The 16,626-nt window shown below is 72.1% G+C and carries 19 protein-coding genes; 8 read left to right on the plus strand and 11 right to left on the minus strand.

Annotation, left to right across the window (positions count from 1 at the left end):
* Positions 1-113 precede the first annotated feature (113 nt).
* Positions 114-365, plus strand: a complete 252-nt coding sequence (locus ABTX62_RS14330) for an SCO4226 family nickel-binding protein (RefSeq protein WP_033312302.1) — start codon at positions 114-116, stop codon at positions 363-365.
* An 18-nt stretch (positions 366-383) separates the two neighbouring features.
* Here the strand turns inward: ABTX62_RS14330 and ABTX62_RS14335 are convergent, their stop codons facing one another.
* The 3 genes from ABTX62_RS14335 to ABTX62_RS14345 all read right to left on the minus strand — a co-directional run bounded on the left by ABTX62_RS14335 (position 384) and on the right by ABTX62_RS14345 (position 2,684).
* On the minus strand, positions 384-1,529 hold the full coding sequence (locus tag ABTX62_RS14335; protein WP_352116521.1) for an RNA polymerase sigma factor: 1,146 nt from the start codon (positions 1,527-1,529) through the stop codon (positions 384-386).
* 8 nt (positions 1,530-1,537) lie between these two features.
* Positions 1,538-1,945 carry a YciI family protein gene (locus ABTX62_RS14340; RefSeq protein WP_283973473.1) on the minus strand — a complete coding sequence of 136 codons (408 nt, stop codon included), beginning with the start codon at positions 1,943-1,945 and terminating at the stop codon, positions 1,538-1,540.
* Positions 1,946-2,054: 109 nt separating this feature from the next.
* Positions 2,055-2,684, minus strand: coding sequence for a DinB family protein (locus tag ABTX62_RS14345; protein ID WP_352116445.1), 630 nt, complete (start codon positions 2,682-2,684; stop codon positions 2,055-2,057).
* Positions 2,685-3,152: 468 nt separating this feature from the next.
* On the opposite strand from ABTX62_RS14345, the gene ABTX62_RS14350 reads away from it, so the two are divergent.
* Positions 3,153-3,596, plus strand: a complete 444-nt coding sequence (locus tag ABTX62_RS14350; protein ID WP_352116446.1) for a 2'-5' RNA ligase family protein — start codon at positions 3,153-3,155, stop codon at positions 3,594-3,596.
* A 137-nt stretch (positions 3,597-3,733) separates the two neighbouring features.
* Here ABTX62_RS14350 and ABTX62_RS14355 read toward each other — a convergent pair whose 3' ends face one another.
* A complete protein-coding gene (locus ABTX62_RS14355; protein WP_283973470.1) occupies positions 3,734-4,495 on the minus strand; it encodes a phosphoglyceromutase in 762 nt (253 codons plus the stop codon).
* Between the two features lie 209 nt (positions 4,496-4,704).
* On the opposite strand from ABTX62_RS14355, the gene ABTX62_RS14360 reads away from it, so the two are divergent.
* Positions 4,705-5,973: an MDR family MFS transporter gene (locus tag ABTX62_RS14360; RefSeq protein WP_352116447.1), complete on the plus strand. Its 1,269-nt coding sequence runs from the start codon at positions 4,705-4,707 to the stop codon at positions 5,971-5,973.
* Between the two features lie 58 nt (positions 5,974-6,031).
* Here the strand turns inward: ABTX62_RS14360 and ABTX62_RS14365 are convergent, their stop codons facing one another.
* Positions 6,032-6,367 carry a DUF6233 domain-containing protein gene (locus ABTX62_RS14365; RefSeq protein ID WP_352116448.1) on the minus strand — a complete coding sequence of 112 codons (336 nt, stop codon included), beginning with the start codon at positions 6,365-6,367 and terminating at the stop codon, positions 6,032-6,034.
* A gap of 330 nt (positions 6,368-6,697) precedes the next feature.
* On the opposite strand from ABTX62_RS14365, the gene ABTX62_RS14370 reads away from it, so the two are divergent.
* The gene (locus tag ABTX62_RS14370; protein WP_352116449.1) at positions 6,698-7,117 is read left to right on the plus strand and encodes a nuclear transport factor 2 family protein; all 420 of its coding nucleotides are present in this window, start codon (positions 6,698-6,700) and stop codon (positions 7,115-7,117) included.
* Positions 7,118-7,129: 12 nt separating this feature from the next.
* Here the strand turns inward: ABTX62_RS14370 and ABTX62_RS14375 are convergent, their stop codons facing one another.
* Together ABTX62_RS14375 and ABTX62_RS14380 are read right to left on the minus strand one after the other, a co-directional pair.
* Entirely contained in the window at positions 7,130-7,483 is a 354-nt protein-coding gene (locus ABTX62_RS14375) for a CysS/YqeB C-terminal domain-containing protein (RefSeq protein ID WP_352116450.1), read from the minus strand.
* Positions 7,484-7,576: 93 nt separating this feature from the next.
* Complete coding sequence (locus ABTX62_RS14380) at positions 7,577-8,023, minus strand: DUF2000 family protein (RefSeq protein ID WP_352116451.1); 447 nt, start codon at positions 8,021-8,023, stop codon at positions 7,577-7,579.
* A 49-nt stretch (positions 8,024-8,072) separates the two neighbouring features.
* Between ABTX62_RS14380 and ABTX62_RS14385 the strand changes: the two genes are divergently transcribed.
* Entirely contained in the window at positions 8,073-8,912 is an 840-nt protein-coding gene (locus ABTX62_RS14385) for a helix-turn-helix transcriptional regulator (protein WP_352116452.1), read from the plus strand.
* Here ABTX62_RS14385 and ABTX62_RS14390 read toward each other — a convergent pair.
* Together ABTX62_RS14390 and mshA are read right to left on the minus strand one after the other, a co-directional pair.
* Complete coding sequence (locus tag ABTX62_RS14390) at positions 8,909-9,418, minus strand: type III secretion system chaperone family protein (RefSeq protein ID WP_283973463.1); 510 nt, start codon at positions 9,416-9,418, stop codon at positions 8,909-8,911. The two genes, ABTX62_RS14385 and ABTX62_RS14390, sit on opposite strands and share 4 nt — an antisense overlap.
* Positions 9,411-10,748 (minus strand): D-inositol-3-phosphate glycosyltransferase, encoded by a 1,338-nt coding sequence (gene mshA, locus ABTX62_RS14395; protein ID WP_352116453.1) that lies wholly within the window; start codon positions 10,746-10,748, stop codon positions 9,411-9,413. Before mshA ends, ABTX62_RS14390 begins: the two co-directional genes overlap by 8 nt.
* 574 nt (positions 10,749-11,322) lie before the next feature.
* On the opposite strand from mshA, the gene ABTX62_RS14400 reads away from it, so the two are divergent.
* The 3 genes from ABTX62_RS14400 to ABTX62_RS14410 all read left to right on the plus strand — a co-directional run bounded on the left by ABTX62_RS14400 (position 11,323) and on the right by ABTX62_RS14410 (position 15,391).
* Positions 11,323-12,141: a class I SAM-dependent methyltransferase gene (locus tag ABTX62_RS14400; protein ID WP_352116454.1), complete on the plus strand. Its 819-nt coding sequence runs from the start codon at positions 11,323-11,325 to the stop codon at positions 12,139-12,141.
* A gap of 519 nt (positions 12,142-12,660) precedes the next feature.
* Positions 12,661-13,743 (plus strand): C40 family peptidase, encoded by a 1,083-nt coding sequence (locus ABTX62_RS14405; protein WP_352116455.1) that lies wholly within the window; start codon positions 12,661-12,663, stop codon positions 13,741-13,743.
* Positions 13,744-14,044: 301 nt separating this feature from the next.
* On the plus strand, positions 14,045-15,391 hold the full coding sequence (locus tag ABTX62_RS14410; protein ID WP_352116456.1) for a PP2C family protein-serine/threonine phosphatase: 1,347 nt from the start codon (positions 14,045-14,047) through the stop codon (positions 15,389-15,391).
* A 115-nt stretch (positions 15,392-15,506) separates the two neighbouring features.
* On the opposite strand, the gene ABTX62_RS14415 is transcribed toward ABTX62_RS14410, so the two are convergent.
* Entirely contained in the window at positions 15,507-15,839 is a 333-nt protein-coding gene (locus tag ABTX62_RS14415) for a DUF2516 family protein (RefSeq protein WP_352116522.1), read from the minus strand.
* 114 nt (positions 15,840-15,953) lie between these two features.
* Positions 15,954-16,625, minus strand: a complete 672-nt coding sequence (locus tag ABTX62_RS14420) for a hypothetical protein (RefSeq protein WP_352116457.1) — start codon at positions 16,623-16,625, stop codon at positions 15,954-15,956.
* Between the last annotated feature and the right edge of the window lies 1 nt (position 16,626).

Below are 16,626 nucleotides of genomic sequence, written 5' to 3' on the forward strand. Positions count from 1 at the left end.
CCGGGACCCTGCGGCGCGGAGCCCGGGGTCGCCCGGGCAGCTGTACGGGCGGAGCATGGGAGGGAGGCAACGCGGCGCGGGCCGGCGCCGCTGCCGGGAAGGAGGCGCGAGACATGCCCAAGTTCATGGATGTCCACCGCGGCATGAAGGGCATCACGGAGGAACAGCTGCGTGAAGCCCACAACGCGGACCTCGCGATAGAGAAGGACGAGCAGGTCCACTTCGAGATGGCCTGGGCAGACCCGGAGTCCGGCCATGTCTACTGCCTCTCCGAGGCCCCCTCGGCCGAAGCGGTCCAGCGCATTCACGAGCGCGCCGGGCACAAGGCGGACGAGGTGCACCCCGTGCCGCTGACGGTGCGGTGACCCACCGCGTGCGGCCCGTCAGCGGCGCCGGCCGGCGTTGAGGCGCGCCGCCTGGCGGGTCAGGTAGTCGCGTTCGGCGAGGTGAGGCGCCTTGTGCGCCGCCTCGGCGTACAGCCGGGCCGCCGCGTCCAGGTCGCCGTCCCGTTCGTGGAGGTATGCCGCCACCGCGGTGTGGCGGGGCAGCGAGTCGGCCAGGGCCGCGAGCGCCGCGAGGCCGGCCCGCGGGCCGTCGGCCTCGCCGACGGCCACCGCCCGGTTGAGCCGCACCACAGGGCTGTCGGTCAGACGCGCGAGTTCGTCGTACCACTCGACGATCTGCACCCAGTCGGTCTCCTCGGCGGTCGGCGCGTCCGCGTGGAGGGCCGCGATGGCGGCCTGCGCCTGGAACTCGCCCAGCCGGTCGCGGGCCAGGGCCGCCTGGAGGATCGTGACGCCCTCGGCGATCAGACGCGTGTTCCACCGGCCGCGGTCCTGCTCGGCGAGCGGCACCAGGCTGCCGTCGGGTGCGGTACGGGCGGCGCGCCGGGCGTGGTGGAGCAGCATGAGGGCCAGCAGCCCGGCCACCTCGGGGTGGTCGATGCGGGCCGCGAGCTGCCGGGTGAGCCGGATGGCCTCGGCGGCGAGGTCGACGTCGCCGGAGTAGCCCTCGTTGAAGACCAGGTAGAGGACACGCAGCACGGTGGCGACATCGCCGGGCTGGTCGAACCGCACGCCGGAGACGGTGCGCTTGGCGCGGCTGATGCGCTGCGCCATCGTCGCCTCGGGAACCAGGTAGGCCTGGGCGATCTGCCGTGTGGTGAGACCGCCGACGGCGCGCAGGGTGAGCGCGACCGCCGACGACGACGTCAGCGAGGGGTGGGCGCACAGGAAGTAGAGCTGGAGCGTGTCGTCCACGTCGGGCGTGGGCCCGGGCGCCGGTTCCTCCTCGACGAGGTCCTCACGGCGGCGGCGGGCGCTGTCGGCCCGCGTCTGATCGAGGAACTTCCGCCAGGCCACGGTGATCAGCCAGCCCTTGGCGTCGCGCGGCTGATCGGCGGGCCAGACGCGCAGCGCCTCGATCAGCGCCTCCTGCACGGCGTCCTCGGCCGCCGCGAAGTCGGCTCCGCGGCGGACGAGGATCGTGAGCACGCCGGGTGTGAGGCTGCGCAGCAGTGCCTCGTCCATGGGTGGGGTCACTCCGTGATGGTGGGGGGCGTGGTGAGGAAGGGGCGCACCTCGAGCCACTCGTGGATCGGCTTGCCGCCCGCCCCGGGTGCCGCCGACAGCTCGCCGGCCAGCTCGACGGCACGGTCGTAGCCGTCCACGTCGATGATCATCCAGCCGGCGATGAGGTCCTTGGTCTCGGCGAACGGGCCGTCGGTGACCGGCGGACGCCCCTCACCGTCGTACCGGACCCACGCACCCTCGGGGGCGAGCGCCTGGCCGTCGACGAACTCTCCGGTCTTCTCCAGCCGGGCCGCGAAGTCCTGCATGTACTGCACGTGGGCCGAGATCTCCTCCGGCGTCCACCGGTCCATGGGTACGTCGTTGACCGCCGCCGGGGCGCCGCGGTAGTGCTTCAGAAGCAGGTACTTGGCCATCGTGGTTCTCCTCGGTGCTGGTGCGACCCATCTTGGCCGCCTTCACCCCGGGGACGGAGCCGGGCGCGGGTTCTCGACATCGCCGCCGAAGTTTTTTTCTGGCGGGGGCTCACTGCCCGACGCGGCCGTCGATCCGTTCGCGCAGGAGGTCGGCGTGACCGCAGTGCCGGGCGTACTCCGCGATCTGCGCGACCAGGAGGTCACGGAGCTGGAGTTGTCCGCCTGGCTCGGGACCGTAGTCGGAGTAGCCGGCGTTGCGGGTGGCGAGGTCGGTGACGCCGGCCAGGTAGCGGTCGGTGCGCTCGACCTCGCTGCGCCACTGCCGCCAGGCCTCGTCCACGACCGCCGGGTCGGCGACGGCACCGTTGAAGTCACCGTCCCGGTCCTCTTCCGTGCGGTAGAGCTTCGGCGCGTCCTCTCCGGCCATCACCCGGCGAAGGTGCCGTTCGTCCTCGGTCAGGTGCCGCACCAGCCCCAGCAGGGACATCGTGGAGGGCGGGACGGATCGCCGGGCCATCTGCTCGGCGTCCAGGCCCGCGCACTTCATCTCGAGGGTGAGGCGGTAGCTGCGCAGGTAGTCGAGGAGGATGCCGCGTTCGTCGACGGGCTGGGCGTCGGTCTCACGAGGGTCGTCGTCGGGGTCGACCCACATGTCCGGGTAGACGGTCGCCCGTGTCCACCGAGTCGGATCCGAGGCTGCTGACGCCACTGCTTCGCCGGTGTGCTCGCCTGAGGCCATGCGGGCAGGGTGGACCGGGCGGGGCGGGGCCGCCACCGAATATCGGGACCCGGCCGGGACCTGCCCGCCTCCGGGCCGTCGGCGACCTGCAAACCCCTGGGGGAGCAGCCCACCTGCCCGACTCCGGGCAGTCAGCCGCCCTGCGCGGCCTCGACCGTCAGCCCATGTCCGTCAAGGGTCCGCGTCTCGCGATGCCGACGTGGCCCTCCCGGAGAATCACCGTGGGAGGGGGAGGACAGGGCGGGGGTTGGGGGCTGGGCTTCTTCCTGGGGCGCGGAAGCCCCCCGACAACACTCCTGTGATCATGAGAAGCGTGGTGATCGCGGAGGAGAGCGGGCGCGGAGCGAGCGGGCGTCGGACGGGTGGCCGGACATACCGGGCGACACAGCGCTCACGATCAGGATTCCGGAGGCCGATCCGCTGGTCCGGGCCGGATTCCCGGCCCATGTGACGGTGCTCTATCCGTTCGTGCACGAAAGCCGTCCGGACGACCCGGTCCACCGCGAACGGACCGGCATCCTCGCCCGGCACCCTCCGTTCGCCCTGACGTTCGCCGGCTTCGGCCGTTACCCCGGTGTCCTCTACCTCGACCCGCACCCTCACGCCCCGGTCAAGGCCCTCACCACGGATCTCACCCGGCGCCGGCCCGAACTGGTGCCCTACCGGGGGATCTTCGGCCCCGGCCTCGACCCCCACCTGACGATCGCGAACCACGAGGGCCGGCGACCCAGGACGCGGCCTACGACACATTGCAGTCCGGCCTCGCACCACTGCTGCCGCTGTGGTGCGAGGTCGACACGGTGCAACTCATCACCTGGGACGGGAAACGCCGGCGCGACCGGAACGAGTATCGCCTCGGCCAAGACGGTCCGCGTTCCGGCGAGGGCGGCAGCTCCCCTGCCTGACTGGTGAGTGCGCCCGAGGGCTTGCGAACTACGATGTGTCGTTGCTCCCGCTGGAGCTGAACAGCACTCACGGGACAGCCCAAGCACAGCAACAAGCCCCCTACCAGCGGACAACCCGCAGGCAGGGGGCTTCTTCGGTGCTGCTTACTTCTTCTTGCCCTGGTTCTTGACCGCCTCGATGGCGGCCGCTGCCGCGTCCGGGTCCAGGTAGGTGCCGCCCGGGTTCAGGGGCTTGAACTCGGCGTCGAGTTCGTAGGAGAGCGGGATGCCCGTGGGGATGTTGAGGCCCGCGATGTCCGCGTCGGAGATGCCGTCCAGGTGCTTGACCAGGGCGCGGAGCGAGTTGCCGTGGGCCGCGACCAGGACCGTGCGGCCGGTCAGCAGGTCGGGGACGATCGCGTCGAACCAGTACGGGAGCATGCGGACGACGACGTCCTTCAGGCACTCCGTGCGCGGGCGCAGCTCCGGCGGGAGGGTCGCGTAGCGCGGGTCGGAGAACTGCGAGTACTCGGCGTCGATGTCCAGCGGCGGGGGCGGGGTGTCGTAGGACCGGCGCCACAGCATGAACTGCTCCTCGCCGAACTCGGCGAGGGTCTGCGCCTTGTCCTTGCCCTGGAGGGCGCCGTAGTGGCGCTCGTTCAGGCGCCACGAGCGGTGGACCGGGATCCAGAGGCGGTCCGCGGCCTCCAGGGCCAGCTGGGCCGTGCGGATCGCGCGCTTCTGGAGGGAGGTGTGGACCACGTCGGGGAGGAGATCGGCGTCCTTCAGGAGCTCGCCACCGCGGACTGCCTCCTTCTCGCCCTTCTCGTTGAGATTGACGTCCACCCAGCCGGTGAACAGGTTCTTCGCGTTCCACTCGCTCTCGCCGTGGCGGAGGAGGATCAGCTTGTACGGTGCGTCGGCCATGCCTCAGAGCGTAATCCACGCTTTCGCCCGTTCGCGTGGCTGCCCGGCAGGCGGACGTTTGACTGGATCTGTTAATTGAGTGGCCTGCGGCGATGGAGAGCTTGTAATTTGCGCATGGCTACAGCGCCGCTTACAAGCGGGGCTTGCACGCGCTGCCCGCGAGCGCTGCTCACGAGCGACGCCGTCACCAGTTGTCTCTGGGGGGATCCATGCCGTACGCCCTGCGTGCCCGCCGTGCCGTCCGGGAGACGGTCTCCGGTCTCCCGCGCGAGTTCTGGTGGCTGTGGACCAGCACGCTGGTCAACCGGCTCGGCGCCTTCGTCGCCACCTTCATGGCGCTGTATCTGACGGTCGACCGCGGCTACTCCGCCACGTACGCCGGTCTGGTCGCCTCCCTGCACGGGCTGGGCGGGGTGATCTCCTCGCTGGGCGGCGGGGTGATGACCGACCGGCTGGGCCGGCGGCCGACCCTGCTGATCGCGCAGGCCTCGACCGCCGCGTCCGTCGCGCTGCTGGGCTTCGTGCGCGACCCGGTCACGATCGCCGGGGTCGCCTTCCTCGTCGGCATGGCGAGCAATGCCTCGCGGCCCGCCGTGCAGGCGATGATGGCCGACATCGTCCGGCCCGAGGACCGTATCCGGGCCTTCTCCCTCAACTACTGGGCCATCAACCTCGGCTTCGCCGTGTCCTCAATGGCCGCCGGATTCATCGCCGAGGTCAGCTACCGCGCCGGGTTCCTGATCGAGGCGGGGATGACGATGCTCTGCGCGATCCTCGTCTTCCTGCGGCTGCCGGAGTCCAAGCCCGTCGAGACGCCGGTGACGGCGGGTGTCCGGGGCGACTCCGTGAGCCTGCGCACCGTACTGCGCGACGGGCGGTTCATGTGCGTCGTCGGGCTGTCCTTCCTCGTCGCGCTGATCTTCCAGCAAGGGTCGGTGGGGCTGCCGGTGGCGATGGGTGAGGCCGGTTTCACTCCGGCCGAGTACGGCCTGGCGATCGCCGTGAACGGCGTGCTGATCGTCGTCCTCCAGATCCCGGTCACCCGCTTCATCGAACACCGGGATCCCCGCCGGCTGCTGGTCGTCTCGTCCGTCCTCGCGGGGTACGGCTTCGCGCTCACCGCCTTCGCGGGGTCGGTGGCGGTCATCGCGCTGACGGTGTGCGTGTGGACACTGGCCGAGATCGTCAACGCGCCGACGCAGACGGGTCTCGTCGTACGGCTGTCGCCGGTGCGGGGGCGCGGGCGCTACCAGGGCATGTACACGATGTCCTGGTCCGTGGCCGCCCTCGTCGCCCCGCTGCTGTCCGGGTTCGTCATCGACCGGTTCGGGGCGGAGTGGCTGTGGGGGCTGTGCGCGGTGGTGGGGACGGCGGCCGGGGCGGGGTACGCCGTGCTCATGCGGCAGGTGCCCGGGGAGGACAAGGCGGTCGAGCCGTCGGTGGGGGCGCGGCCGCAACCGGAGGTCGGTGCGGGGTGAGCCGGAAAGTTCCGGTCTTCCGCCCCGAGATGACGCAGGCCGCTCCGCTACGGCCGCTCTAGCCGTCCACGAAGCCGAGTTCCGTGTCCGGACGGCACTGCGGGCAGGCCTTGACCCCGTCGGCGAGGGCCCGCCGGGCACGGTCACGGTCGACGCCCTTGCTGCGCCCGCCCACGTTCCAGCAGCCCCCTACGTGGACGTACACGGCTTCCTGCCCGGACAGGCCGCGCTCGATCAGCCAGTCCGGCGCGGGAGGGCGGGCCGGGAGGCCGCGTCGACGTTCGGCCTGGCGGCGTTCCTCGTCCGCGATCCACCGACGGGTGCGTGCCAGGTCGCGTTCCTGCACGCGCTCCAGGAAGCGGAGCAGCGCGAGCCGCGACTCTGGGTCGTTCATACGTTCGATTCTAGGTTCGGCGTCCCCCCGAGCCCACCCCCGGCCTCCCCCAGCCCGTCCGGGGCCCTATCCAGACTCTTCCCGGGACCTCCCCAGACCCTTCCGGGTACCTCCCCGGCCTCCCTAGACCCATCGACCAGACCCATCCCCGGGCTCACCCCGGCCCGCCCTGGATCCGCTCCGGGCCCATCCCCGGACCCATCCCCGGGCCCGCCCCGGTTCCACGCCGAACGCAACCCCCCAACCCACCAGCAGCAGTGGCAGTGGCCGTGGCCCTGCTTACCTCGCGGGTAATCGACGCGCCCCGGGCGCCCCGGCAGGCTGGGTTCCATGACGCCTGCCGACATCGCGGAAGCCACCCGCTCCACCGTCCGGACGTTCCTCGAACTCCGCCTCGCCGGAGACACCGAGGGCCTCACCGCGCTCTTCGCCGACAAAGTCGACTGGATGCTCGCCGAGAACCCCGCCGTCCCCTGGATCCGGCCCCGGTCCACCGCCGCGGAATGTGCGGCGCAGGCCGATGAGCTGGCCCGGTACACCGTCCCCGAGGACGCCCGCGCGTCCGTCGACACCTTCCTGGTCGACGGGACGGACGCCGTGCTGATGGGGCACCTCTCCGGGACCGTCCGAGCGACCGGCAAGTCCTTCTCGGGGCCCTTCGCGCTACGGCTCACCGTCGAGGGCGGACGGATCACCCGCCACCACCTGTACGAGAACAGCGTGTCGATCGCCGCGGCCTGTACGCCCTGAGGAGCCGCCCGTTCAGGCCGCACGGCTCCCGGTCACGACCCGGACGTACTGCCGCCTCTCCTCGTCCCGCACGACCACACCCAGCCGCAGCAGTTCCCCGCGCAACTCCCGGGCCTCGCCGGCCTGCTCGTCCTCGCGGGCCTGGGCGCGGGCCCGCAGCAGAGCGTCCGCGCCCGCGGGCAGGCCGGGGGTGCCGGGCACCCAGCGGCGGAACTCGGCGTGGTACGGGTCCTGTTCCTCCCAGGCGTAGCCGTGTGCGGTGAGGGCGTCCGTGAGGCGCCGCCGGTTCAGGCCGCAGCGCTCCCGCGCGCGTTCGAGGCCGTCCGGGGCGAGCAGGACCGTGGGAGCGTTCCTGGCTTCCTCCATGGCACGAGTCTCCGCGGGAGACCACCGCCCTGTCGTCGGCCGTTGGTCTACGCGTCCGCGACTTTGGTCGTCCCCGCGCCCCGCGCCCGGTGCTCACGGGTGCATCCGCGCCCCCTTCACCACCTTGTCCACGGCGTTCTTCGGGCCGTGGACCGCGAGTCCCACGAGGTCCAGTTCCGCGGTCGGCACGGCCCGTACGGCGGCTCGGTTGTCGCGGTCGTTGCCCGTGGAGAAGAGGTCGGAGGTGAAGAGCGCGCGGGGCAGGGCGCGGGAGAGGGCACGGGCGTGGGCGGTGGTCAGGGTTTCCTTCGGGGCCTCGAAGACCATGACGGGCTGGCGGAACATGGGGAGGTAGGGCACGCCGTCCGCGTCCTCGTACGGTTCGCCGATCACCTCGGGAAGCTGCGTTCCCAAGCCGCTGACCAGGAACGATGTTGCGTTGAGGCGCTGCCAGGGCTCCAGGTCCGCGCGCAGCAGCACGGCGATCTTCGTGTCGAATCGGATCGGCTCCGGCCGCAGGGGTTCGGTGATCGTGTCCATGGTCCGAGCGTGCCCGGCGGCCCCTGCCGGGGTCTTGTACGTTTTTTGCATGGTCTCCCCGCCCAGGGCACCGACACCGAAGTCCCCGCGCACGAACGTGCCGGACCGGCAGCGGACCGTCTCCGCCTGGCGGCCCGCCGTCCAGGGTGTCGTCGAGGTCTTCCACGCGCGGTTCACCGAGTACGCCTATCCGATGCACGTCCACGACGCCTGGACGCTGCTGATCGTGGACGCCGGCGCCGTGCGGTACGAACTCGACCGGCACGAGCACGGCACCCCGCACGACACCGTGTCGCTGCTGCCGCCGCACGTGCCGCACAACGGCTCCCCCGTCACCGCGGAGGGCTTCCGCAAGCGGGTGCTGTACCTCGACGGGACGCATCTCGGGGACGAGTTCATCGGGGCCGCCGTCGACCGGCCCGATGTGCGCGATCCGCTGCTGCGGCGGCGGGTGGGGCAGTTGCACGGCGCGCTGGCGCGGCCCGGTGAGGAACTGGAGGCGGAGAGCAGGCTGTTGTTCGTCGGGGAGCGGTTGTGCGGCCATCTGCGGGGCGATCCCGTCTCCCCCCGGCCGGCCGACCCCGTTCTCGCGCGGCGGCTGCGCGAGTTGCTGGACGAGCGGATCGTCGAGGGCGTCGCACTGCGGGAGGCCGCCGGGCTGCTCGGCGCCCATCCCTCCCATCTCGTACGGGCGTTCAGCACGGCCTACGGCATCGCCCCGCACCAGTACCTCACGTCCCTGCGGGTCGGGCGCGCCCGGCGGCTGCTCCCGGAGGGGCGCTCACCGGGCGAGGTGGCGGTGGCGGCCGGGTTCTACGACCAGTCGCACCTCACGCGGCACTTCCGCAGGCTGGTGGGTGTGCCGCCGGGGCGTTACCGGGCCGGTTAGCGCTCGGGGCGCTGCGTGAGGTGGGCGAACGCGTCCAGGTTGCGCGTGGACTCCCCCCGCGACACCCGCCACTCGTACTCCTTGCGGATCGCCGAGGCGAAGCCCAGCTCCAGAAGGGTGTTGAAGGCGCCGTCGGAGGCCTCCAGGACCTGGCCGAGCAGACGGTCGAGCTCGTCGGCGGTGACGGCGGACAGGGAGAGGCGGCCGGTGAGGTAGACGTCGCCGTGCTGGTCGACGGCGTAACTCACGCCGTAGAGCTTGAGGTTGCGCTCAAGGAGCCAGCGGTGGAAGCCCTGCTCGTTCTCGTCGGGGTGGCGGATGACGAAGGCGTTCAGGGACAGCGAGTGGCGGCCGACGATCAGGGAGACCGTGGTCTTGAGCTTGCGGCTGCCCGGAAGCTGCGCGACGTAGGTGCCGGGCTGGGGGCTCTCCCACTCCAGTTCGGCGTCCTTCAGCACTCCTTCGACGACCTGGGCCGCACGCTGCTCCTGATCGGTTTCACCCATACAGCGAGCGTACGCGACGGCGGTGCGCCTGCATCGCGGCCGTGTAGACGTCGGCCGTCGCGGCGGCGGCCGTGTCCCAGCCGAAGGACTGGGCGTGCCGGGCGGCCTGCCCGCCCAGCCGGGTGGTCAGCTCCGGGTCGTCGGCGAAAGCGCCGAGCACGCGCGCGTAGTCGGCCGGATCGTGCCCGCGGACGAGGAAGCCGGTGTGCCCGTCGCGCACGGCGACCGGCAGACCGCCGACCGACGCCGCGAGCACCGGGGTGCCCGCCGCCTGCGCCTCTATGGCGACCAGTCCGAAGGACTCGCTGTAGGAGGGCATGACCAGCACGGAAGCGGCGCGGAACCAGTCCGCCAGCTGCTCCTGACCGACCGGCGGGCGGAACCGTACGACGTCCGCGATGCCCAGGCGCGCGGCCAGCTTCTGCAGGCCCTCGGGCTTGGCGAGGCCGCTGCCGGAGGGTCCGCCGACGACGGGCACGAGGACGCGCGAACGCAGTTCGGGGCGCTCGTCGAGGAGGACGGCGACGGCCCGCAGCAGCACGTCGGGGGCCTTGAGGGGCTGTATACGGCCCGCGAAGAGCGGGATCAGCGCGTCCTGGGGCAGGCCGAGCCGGGACCGGGCGGCGGCGCGGCCGTCGGCGGGCGAGAAGCGACTGAGGTTCACGCCGGGATGGACCACGGCGACCTTGTCGGTCTCGGCCGCGTAGTGCCGGACCAGTTCGTCGGCCTCTTCGGTGGTGTTGGCGATGAGGCGGTCGGCGGCGGAGACGATCTGGGTCTCGCCGATGACACGGGCCGCCGGTTCGGGGGTGTCGCCGTCGGCCAGGTTGGCGTTCTTGACCTTGGCCATGGTGTGCATGGCGTGGACCAGCGGGACGCCCCAGCGCTGGGCGGCGAGCCAGCCGACGTGGCCGGAGAGCCAGTAATGGGAGTGGACCAGGTCGTAGTGGCCGGGGCGGTGATGGGCCCAGGCCTGCATCACGCCGTGGGTGAAGGCGCACAGCTGGGCGGGGAGGTCCTCCTTGTTGAGGCCCTCGTAGGGCCCGGCGTCGACGTGCCGCACGAGGACGCCGGGGGCCAGCTCGACGGTCGGGGGGAGGGCGGCGGCGGTCGCGCGCGTGAAGATCTCGACCTCGACGCCCTGCGCGGCCAGTCGCTGCGCGAGCTCCACGATGTAGACGTTCATGCCACCGGCGTCGCCGGTGCCCGGCTGGTGAAGCGGGGAGGTGTGCACGGAGAGCATCGCGACGCGGCGTGGCCTGCGGTGCAGCCGCAGGCGCGCGGGGGACGACGCGGAGCGCCGGCCGAGCCTGCCGATGTACTGGCTCACGTGGCGTTCCTCCTCGCTCGGGGCATGCCTGTCGCAGAGCGCACGGCGCCCTCCGACGGGGTCCAACACCGGAAGGAGGAACTCCATTTCCTGATTCGGGAGTTTTACCGAAACATTACCGCCGGTCGCTCAACCGTTCGAGGGCGAGAGGGCGTGGGCCCGTCGGCTCCGGGTGCGCGACCAGAAGGTGAATTCCGTCCGACGACTCCGGTGGAGCGGACAACCGGGCGCCCGCCGCGCCTGTCACCCCCACGGAAGGATCCACGACCGCCTCGATTGCCTCGACCGCCTCACGGAGGATTCCCATGACCGCCGGCTCCGCCCGACGCCACCGCCCGTTACGCGCATCGGTCCTGGCCCCGGTACTCGGCACAGCCCTGGCAGCTCCGCTCACGCCGGCCGCTCCGCTCGCCCTGGCCGCTCCGCTCGCCCTGGCCGGGACACGCTCTCCGGCGGCCCGGGCCGCGACGTCGTCCGCCAGGGCTGAGTGACCGTCCTCTCTCCGGGCGTCCCGCCTGCCGGCGGCGGCACCTCGGCCCCATAACCGGAGCCGAGGGCCCTTAACCTCGTACGTATGACATCCCGCGCGGCGACCCGACCCCTGGGCACGGTCACGCGCGGGACGACCAATCCCAATCGGCTGCGCCGCATGGACCGCTGGATCGCGGCCACGCACGGCGCCGAGCTGCGCCGCGTCGCCGACCCGGTGGCGGTCGACCTCGGGTACGGCGCCGCCCCCTGGACGGCCGTCGAGTTGCTGCACCGCCTGCGTACGGTCGCGCCACGGGCGCGCGTGGTGGGCGTCGAGATCGAACCGGCCCGGGTCGCGGCGGCGCTGCCCTACGAGCGGACGGGGCTGGTCTTCCGGCACGGCGGCTTCGAGATCCCCATCCCGCAGCGGCCCCTGCTCGTCCGCGCGGCGAACGTACTGCGGCAGTACGAGGAGGACGAGGTCGCGGCCGTGTGGCAGCGGCTGTGCGGGCGGCTCGCGGCGGCCGACCCGGCGACCGGCTCGCAGGGCGGGTTGCTGGTCGAGGGGACCTGCGACGAGATCGGACGCCGGCACGTGTGGGTCGCGCTCGGCCCGGAGGGACCCCGCACGGTCACCTTCGCGACCCGGCTGGGCTCCCTGGACCGCCCCTCGGACCTCGCGGAACGCCTGCCGAAGGCACTCATCCACCGCAATGTCCCCGGCGAGCCGGTACACGCCTTCCTGCGCGACTTCGACCGCGCCTGGGCGGCCGCCGCACCCTACGCCTCCTACGGCGCCCGGCAGCGCTGGATCCGGACGGTGCGGGACCTGACGGCCGACTGGCCGGTGACGGACGGGCCGGCGCGGTGGCGCCAGGGAGAAGTGACGGTGCGGTGGGAGGCCTTGGCCCCACACGCCTGACTTCAACGGCCCGGCGCCTGACTCCTTCCGCCCGGCGCCTGACTCCTTCCGCCCGAGGCCTGACTCCTTCGGCCCGGCGCCTGACTCCTTCCGCCCGAGGCCTGACTCCTTCGGCCCGGCGCCTGACTCCTGCGGCCCGGCGCCTGACTCCTTCCGCCCGAGGCCTGGCTCCTGCGGCCCGGCGCCTGACTCCTTCGGCCCGGCGCCTGACTCCTTCCGCCCGAGGCCTGACTCCTGCGACCCGAGGCCTGACTCCTGCGGTTGACCCCTTCGCCCCGGGGGCCTGACTCCCGCGGCCCGGCGCCTGACTCCGCAGCCCGTGGACGGGGCGGGTCCGGCTGGAACGATCTCTCTGAGTCCTTCGTCACACAGGCGGGGGGATGTGGAAGATCTTCATGCCGGGGCATACCGGCGAGCGGATGGCGGGAAGTACTACCTCTGTCGCTTTCCGGGCCGACATGACAGCATCCCCAGGCGAACCGCACGTTACTGACGGTTAATCAGTTTGGGGGACGAGGTATGGGAACGGGCAAGCGTGGCCTGATCGCGACGGCGGTGGCCGTGGTCTGCGCGGTCACGGTGCTGGCGGCACCCGGCACGGCATTCGCGAGCCCCACTCCCTCACCCGCCCCGAGCGCGGGCCCGGCACTCACGCCCGGCAAGGACCTGGAAGCCGTGCGCAGGAAGCTCGACAAGCTGTACCGCGCCGCCGGCCGCGCCACCGAGGAGTACAACGCCGCCGAGGAGAAGGCGGACAAGCAGTCCGCCGAGGTCGTGCAACTGGCCGAGAAGATGGTCAAGGGCCAGGAGAAGCTGCGGAAGCTGAAGAACCGCGCGGGAGCCGCGGCCGCCGCCCAGTACCGCGGCGGCGGGCTGCCGCCCGAGGCCCATCTGGCGCTGAGCGACGATCCGCAGGATTTCCTCGACGGCGCGGGCCGGGTCCGCCAGGGCCACCACGCGACCAAGGGCCTGCTCGGCGAAGTGACCCGGACGCAGGAGGATTTGGAGCAGTACGCCAAGGACGCCTCCGCGCAGTGGAAGAAGCTGGAGGCGGGCCGCAAGGCCAAGGCCGCCGCGCAGAAGAAGATCGAGAAGCAGATCGCGCAGGCGGAGAAGCTCGAATCCGCCCTCCGGAAGGAGGAGCAGGAGCGTCTCGCCGAGCTGGAGAAGGAGGCCGCGAACAAGGCGCAGACCGCCTGGCTCGACTCCGGCATCCTCGACGAGATCGACGGGAAGGCCTCCGAGCAGGGCAAGAAGGCCGTGGAGTACGCCACGGCGCAGATCGGCAAGCCGTACCGGTGGGGCGCCGAGGGCCCGGAGACGTACGACTGCTCGGGGCTGACGTCACAGGCCTGGATATCGGCCGGCCGCGGCATCCCGCGCACCTCGCAGGAGCAGTGGAAGCAGCTGCGGCACATCGACGTCCAGGACATGCGGCCCGGCGACCTCGTCATCTACTTCGGTGACGCCAGCCACGTCGCGATGTACATCGGTGACGGGGCGATCGTGCACGCGCCGCGGCCCGGGCGGACCGTGACGATCGCGGGGGCCGGGACCATGCCCATCCTGGGAGTGGTGCGGCCGGACGCCGACGCCAACTGATCGCGGACGGCGGCCGGACGAGACACACCGGATACCGGACACCCTCGGTGACCTGGCCCACGTGACCCACCGCACGCCCCCCGGCGCGCGCCCCGCGCGCCGACGTGACGTTCGTCATCCCCGCAGCATCTCCGAGCTGTCCAACTGCGGGGCATATCGCGGCATATGACACTGGCCGGTGGCGCAGCGGCGTGGCTCACACCATTCCTATGCGGCGCCGACACCCGCTATGGTCCCCGTCGGTGGGTCGAGGTCCCTCGCCCCCGCCATGCCCTCGGGGGGAGGGAAGGAACCCAAGACGATGCCCGTACCCATACCGCGGCAGAGAGCGATCCCGGCCGCGGAGAGTGGTCAGGCGCAGGCCGCGTCCCCGCGCGCCGGATCCGCCGAGGAGCCCATGAAGGACACCTCGCCGGAGGGCCGCACGCCGGACGCCGCCGGGAACACCACGGACAAGGTGGAGAACCACACCGCCCACACCAACCTGACGCTGCTGCTGATCGAGGACGACCCGGCCGGTTCGCCGATCGTGCCGGACATGCTCGACCAGGCAGGCAAGCCGATCCGCGTCCGCACGGCCCGCAATCTGACCGAGGCCGGACGGCTGCTGACCGACGACGTCCACTGCATCCTGCTGGACCTGGCGCTGCCCGCGCCGGGCCACAGCGACTGCGAGGACGAGCTCGCCGTGCTCAAGCACGTGCTGGAGCTCGCTCCCCGGCATGCCGTCCTGGCGCTGACCGCGTCGGGCGACGCCGAGCGCGGCGCCGAGGCGGTGCGGGTGGGCGCCCAGGACTACCTCTTCCGCGACGAGCTGGACAGCAGGCTGCTGAGCCGCGCGATCCGCTACGCGGTGGAGCGCAAGCGTTCCGAGTCGGCCGAGCGCAGGCTCGCCGAGGGCCGGCTGCGGGCGCAGGAGAACCGTCGCCTGGAGCGCGGCCTGCTGCCGACGCCACTGCTGGAGGGCTCTTCGCTGCGGTTCGCCGCCCGCTACCGCCCGGGCCGCTCGCGCGCCCTGCTCGGCGGTGACTTCTACGACGTCGTGCGGACGCCGGACGGCACCGTGCACGCCATGATCGGCGACGTCTGCGGGCACGGCCCGGATGAGGCCGCCCTCGGGGTGGAGCTGCGGATCGCGTGGCGCGCGCTGACGCTGGCGGGTCTGTGCGGCGACCAGCTGCTGGGCACACTCCAGCAGGTACTGGAGCACGAGCGGGCCGACGACGAGATCTTCGCGACCCTGTGCACGGTGGACATCGCGCCGGACGGGCGCCGCGCGGGCCTGTGCCTGGCGGGTCACCCGTCGCCGCTGCTGGCCCGCCCGGGCAAACCGGCCCGCCTGCTGCCGTACGACAACAACGGACCGGCCCTGGGCCTCCTGCCCGGCGCCCGCTGGCCGCGGATGCAGGTGGAGCTGGGTGCCGAGTGGAGCCTGATGCTCTACACCGACGGTCTGATCGAGGGCCACATCGGCCAGGGCCGGGAGCGGCTCGGTCAGGACGGCATGACGGAGATGGTCCGCCGCCAGTTCGCCGAGGGCCTGCGGGGCGAGCAGCTGCTGCGGGCGGCGGTGAACGAGGTCCGTGAGCTCAACGGCGGCGAGCTGACGGACGACGTGGCGGTCCTGCTGCTGGACCGGGTGCCGTAGGCACCGGGCCGACGCCCTCGGCACCGAGCCGGACGCCCCCGCACCGAGCCGGACGCCCGCGCACCGGACCGGGCGCTCGCGCCGCCGCGGGGTGCTTACCGGCCGCCGCGGGTGCTTACCGGCCCCCGTTGTACGGGCCGTAGGGGCCGTCGCTGCTGGAGCCGCGCCGGCTGCGGCCGCCGCCCGGGAGCGCGCGGATCGCGGGCCGCACGTCGACCATGTACACGATCGTCGCGATGAGGCCGATGATCGGCAGGAACGACAGGATCGAGAAGAGCAGGTTCACCACCAAGGCGAGCCCCAGGATGATCAGCCAGAAGGGCTTGGTCTTCTTGCCGGCCGCGCGATAGGCGTCCTCCCGCCGCACCGCGGCGTCGAACAGCGCGAAGCCGCTGAAAACGACCAGGGCCATGTTCAGAAGCCACATCAACCCTGCGAAGCCCTGCATCAGCACAACGCCCACCACCTGACTCGGCTCGTCCCTACGCGGTCACCGTACCCGCACAACGGGCCGGACACCCCCAGGGTGCCCGGCCCGTCCGTGTGTGATCGCTCCGCCGTCCTACTTCACCGGCGGGGTGGGCTTCTTGGCGGTGGTGGTCTTGCGCGCCGGGGCCTTCTTCGCGGCGGGCGCCTTCTTGGCCGGGGCGGGGACGGCGGCACCGGCGGGCTTCACCGGCTCCTCCTTGACCTCGACCGGCTGGCTCTTCGGCTCGACGGCGATGGCCAGCTCCTCGACGCCCTCGGCGACGTCCTCGATGCTGTCGGCGGCCTCGCCGCGCCAGGTGCGAACGGCCTGCTCGCCGTGCTCGGCGACCTTCTCGTAGGTCTCACGGGCCTTGACCGCGTACTCGGCGGCCACGCCGACGCCGCGCAGGGCGAAGTCCTGGGCGTTCTCGCCGAACTTCTTCAGGTCCGCGTCGAGGTTGCTGCCGAGCTTCTTGACGTCGGCGTCGAGGGAGCCGATGAACGTCGTGACCTTGGTCTGGAGGGTCTCCTGCGTCTCCTTGACGCGGGCGGAGGCCTCCTTGGCCCGGGCGGACGCCTTCTCCTGGACGGCCTTGGGGTCGGTGTTGCGTACGGCGTCGATCCGCGCAGGGGCCTCGGAACGCAGCTGCTCCACCAGGGCCGGCACCTTCTTGGCCTGCTGAAGGGCGAGGTCGGCGGTGCCTGCGGCGAAGTAGAGCGGGGTCGGGTCGCTGAAGGTCTTGCGCAGGTCGTCGGTGATGGCCATG

Origin of the sequence: Streptomyces sp. NPDC096046 (genome assembly GCF_040303285.1) — a bacterium.
Taxonomy (GTDB): Bacteria; Actinomycetota; Actinomycetes; order Streptomycetales; family Streptomycetaceae; genus Streptomyces.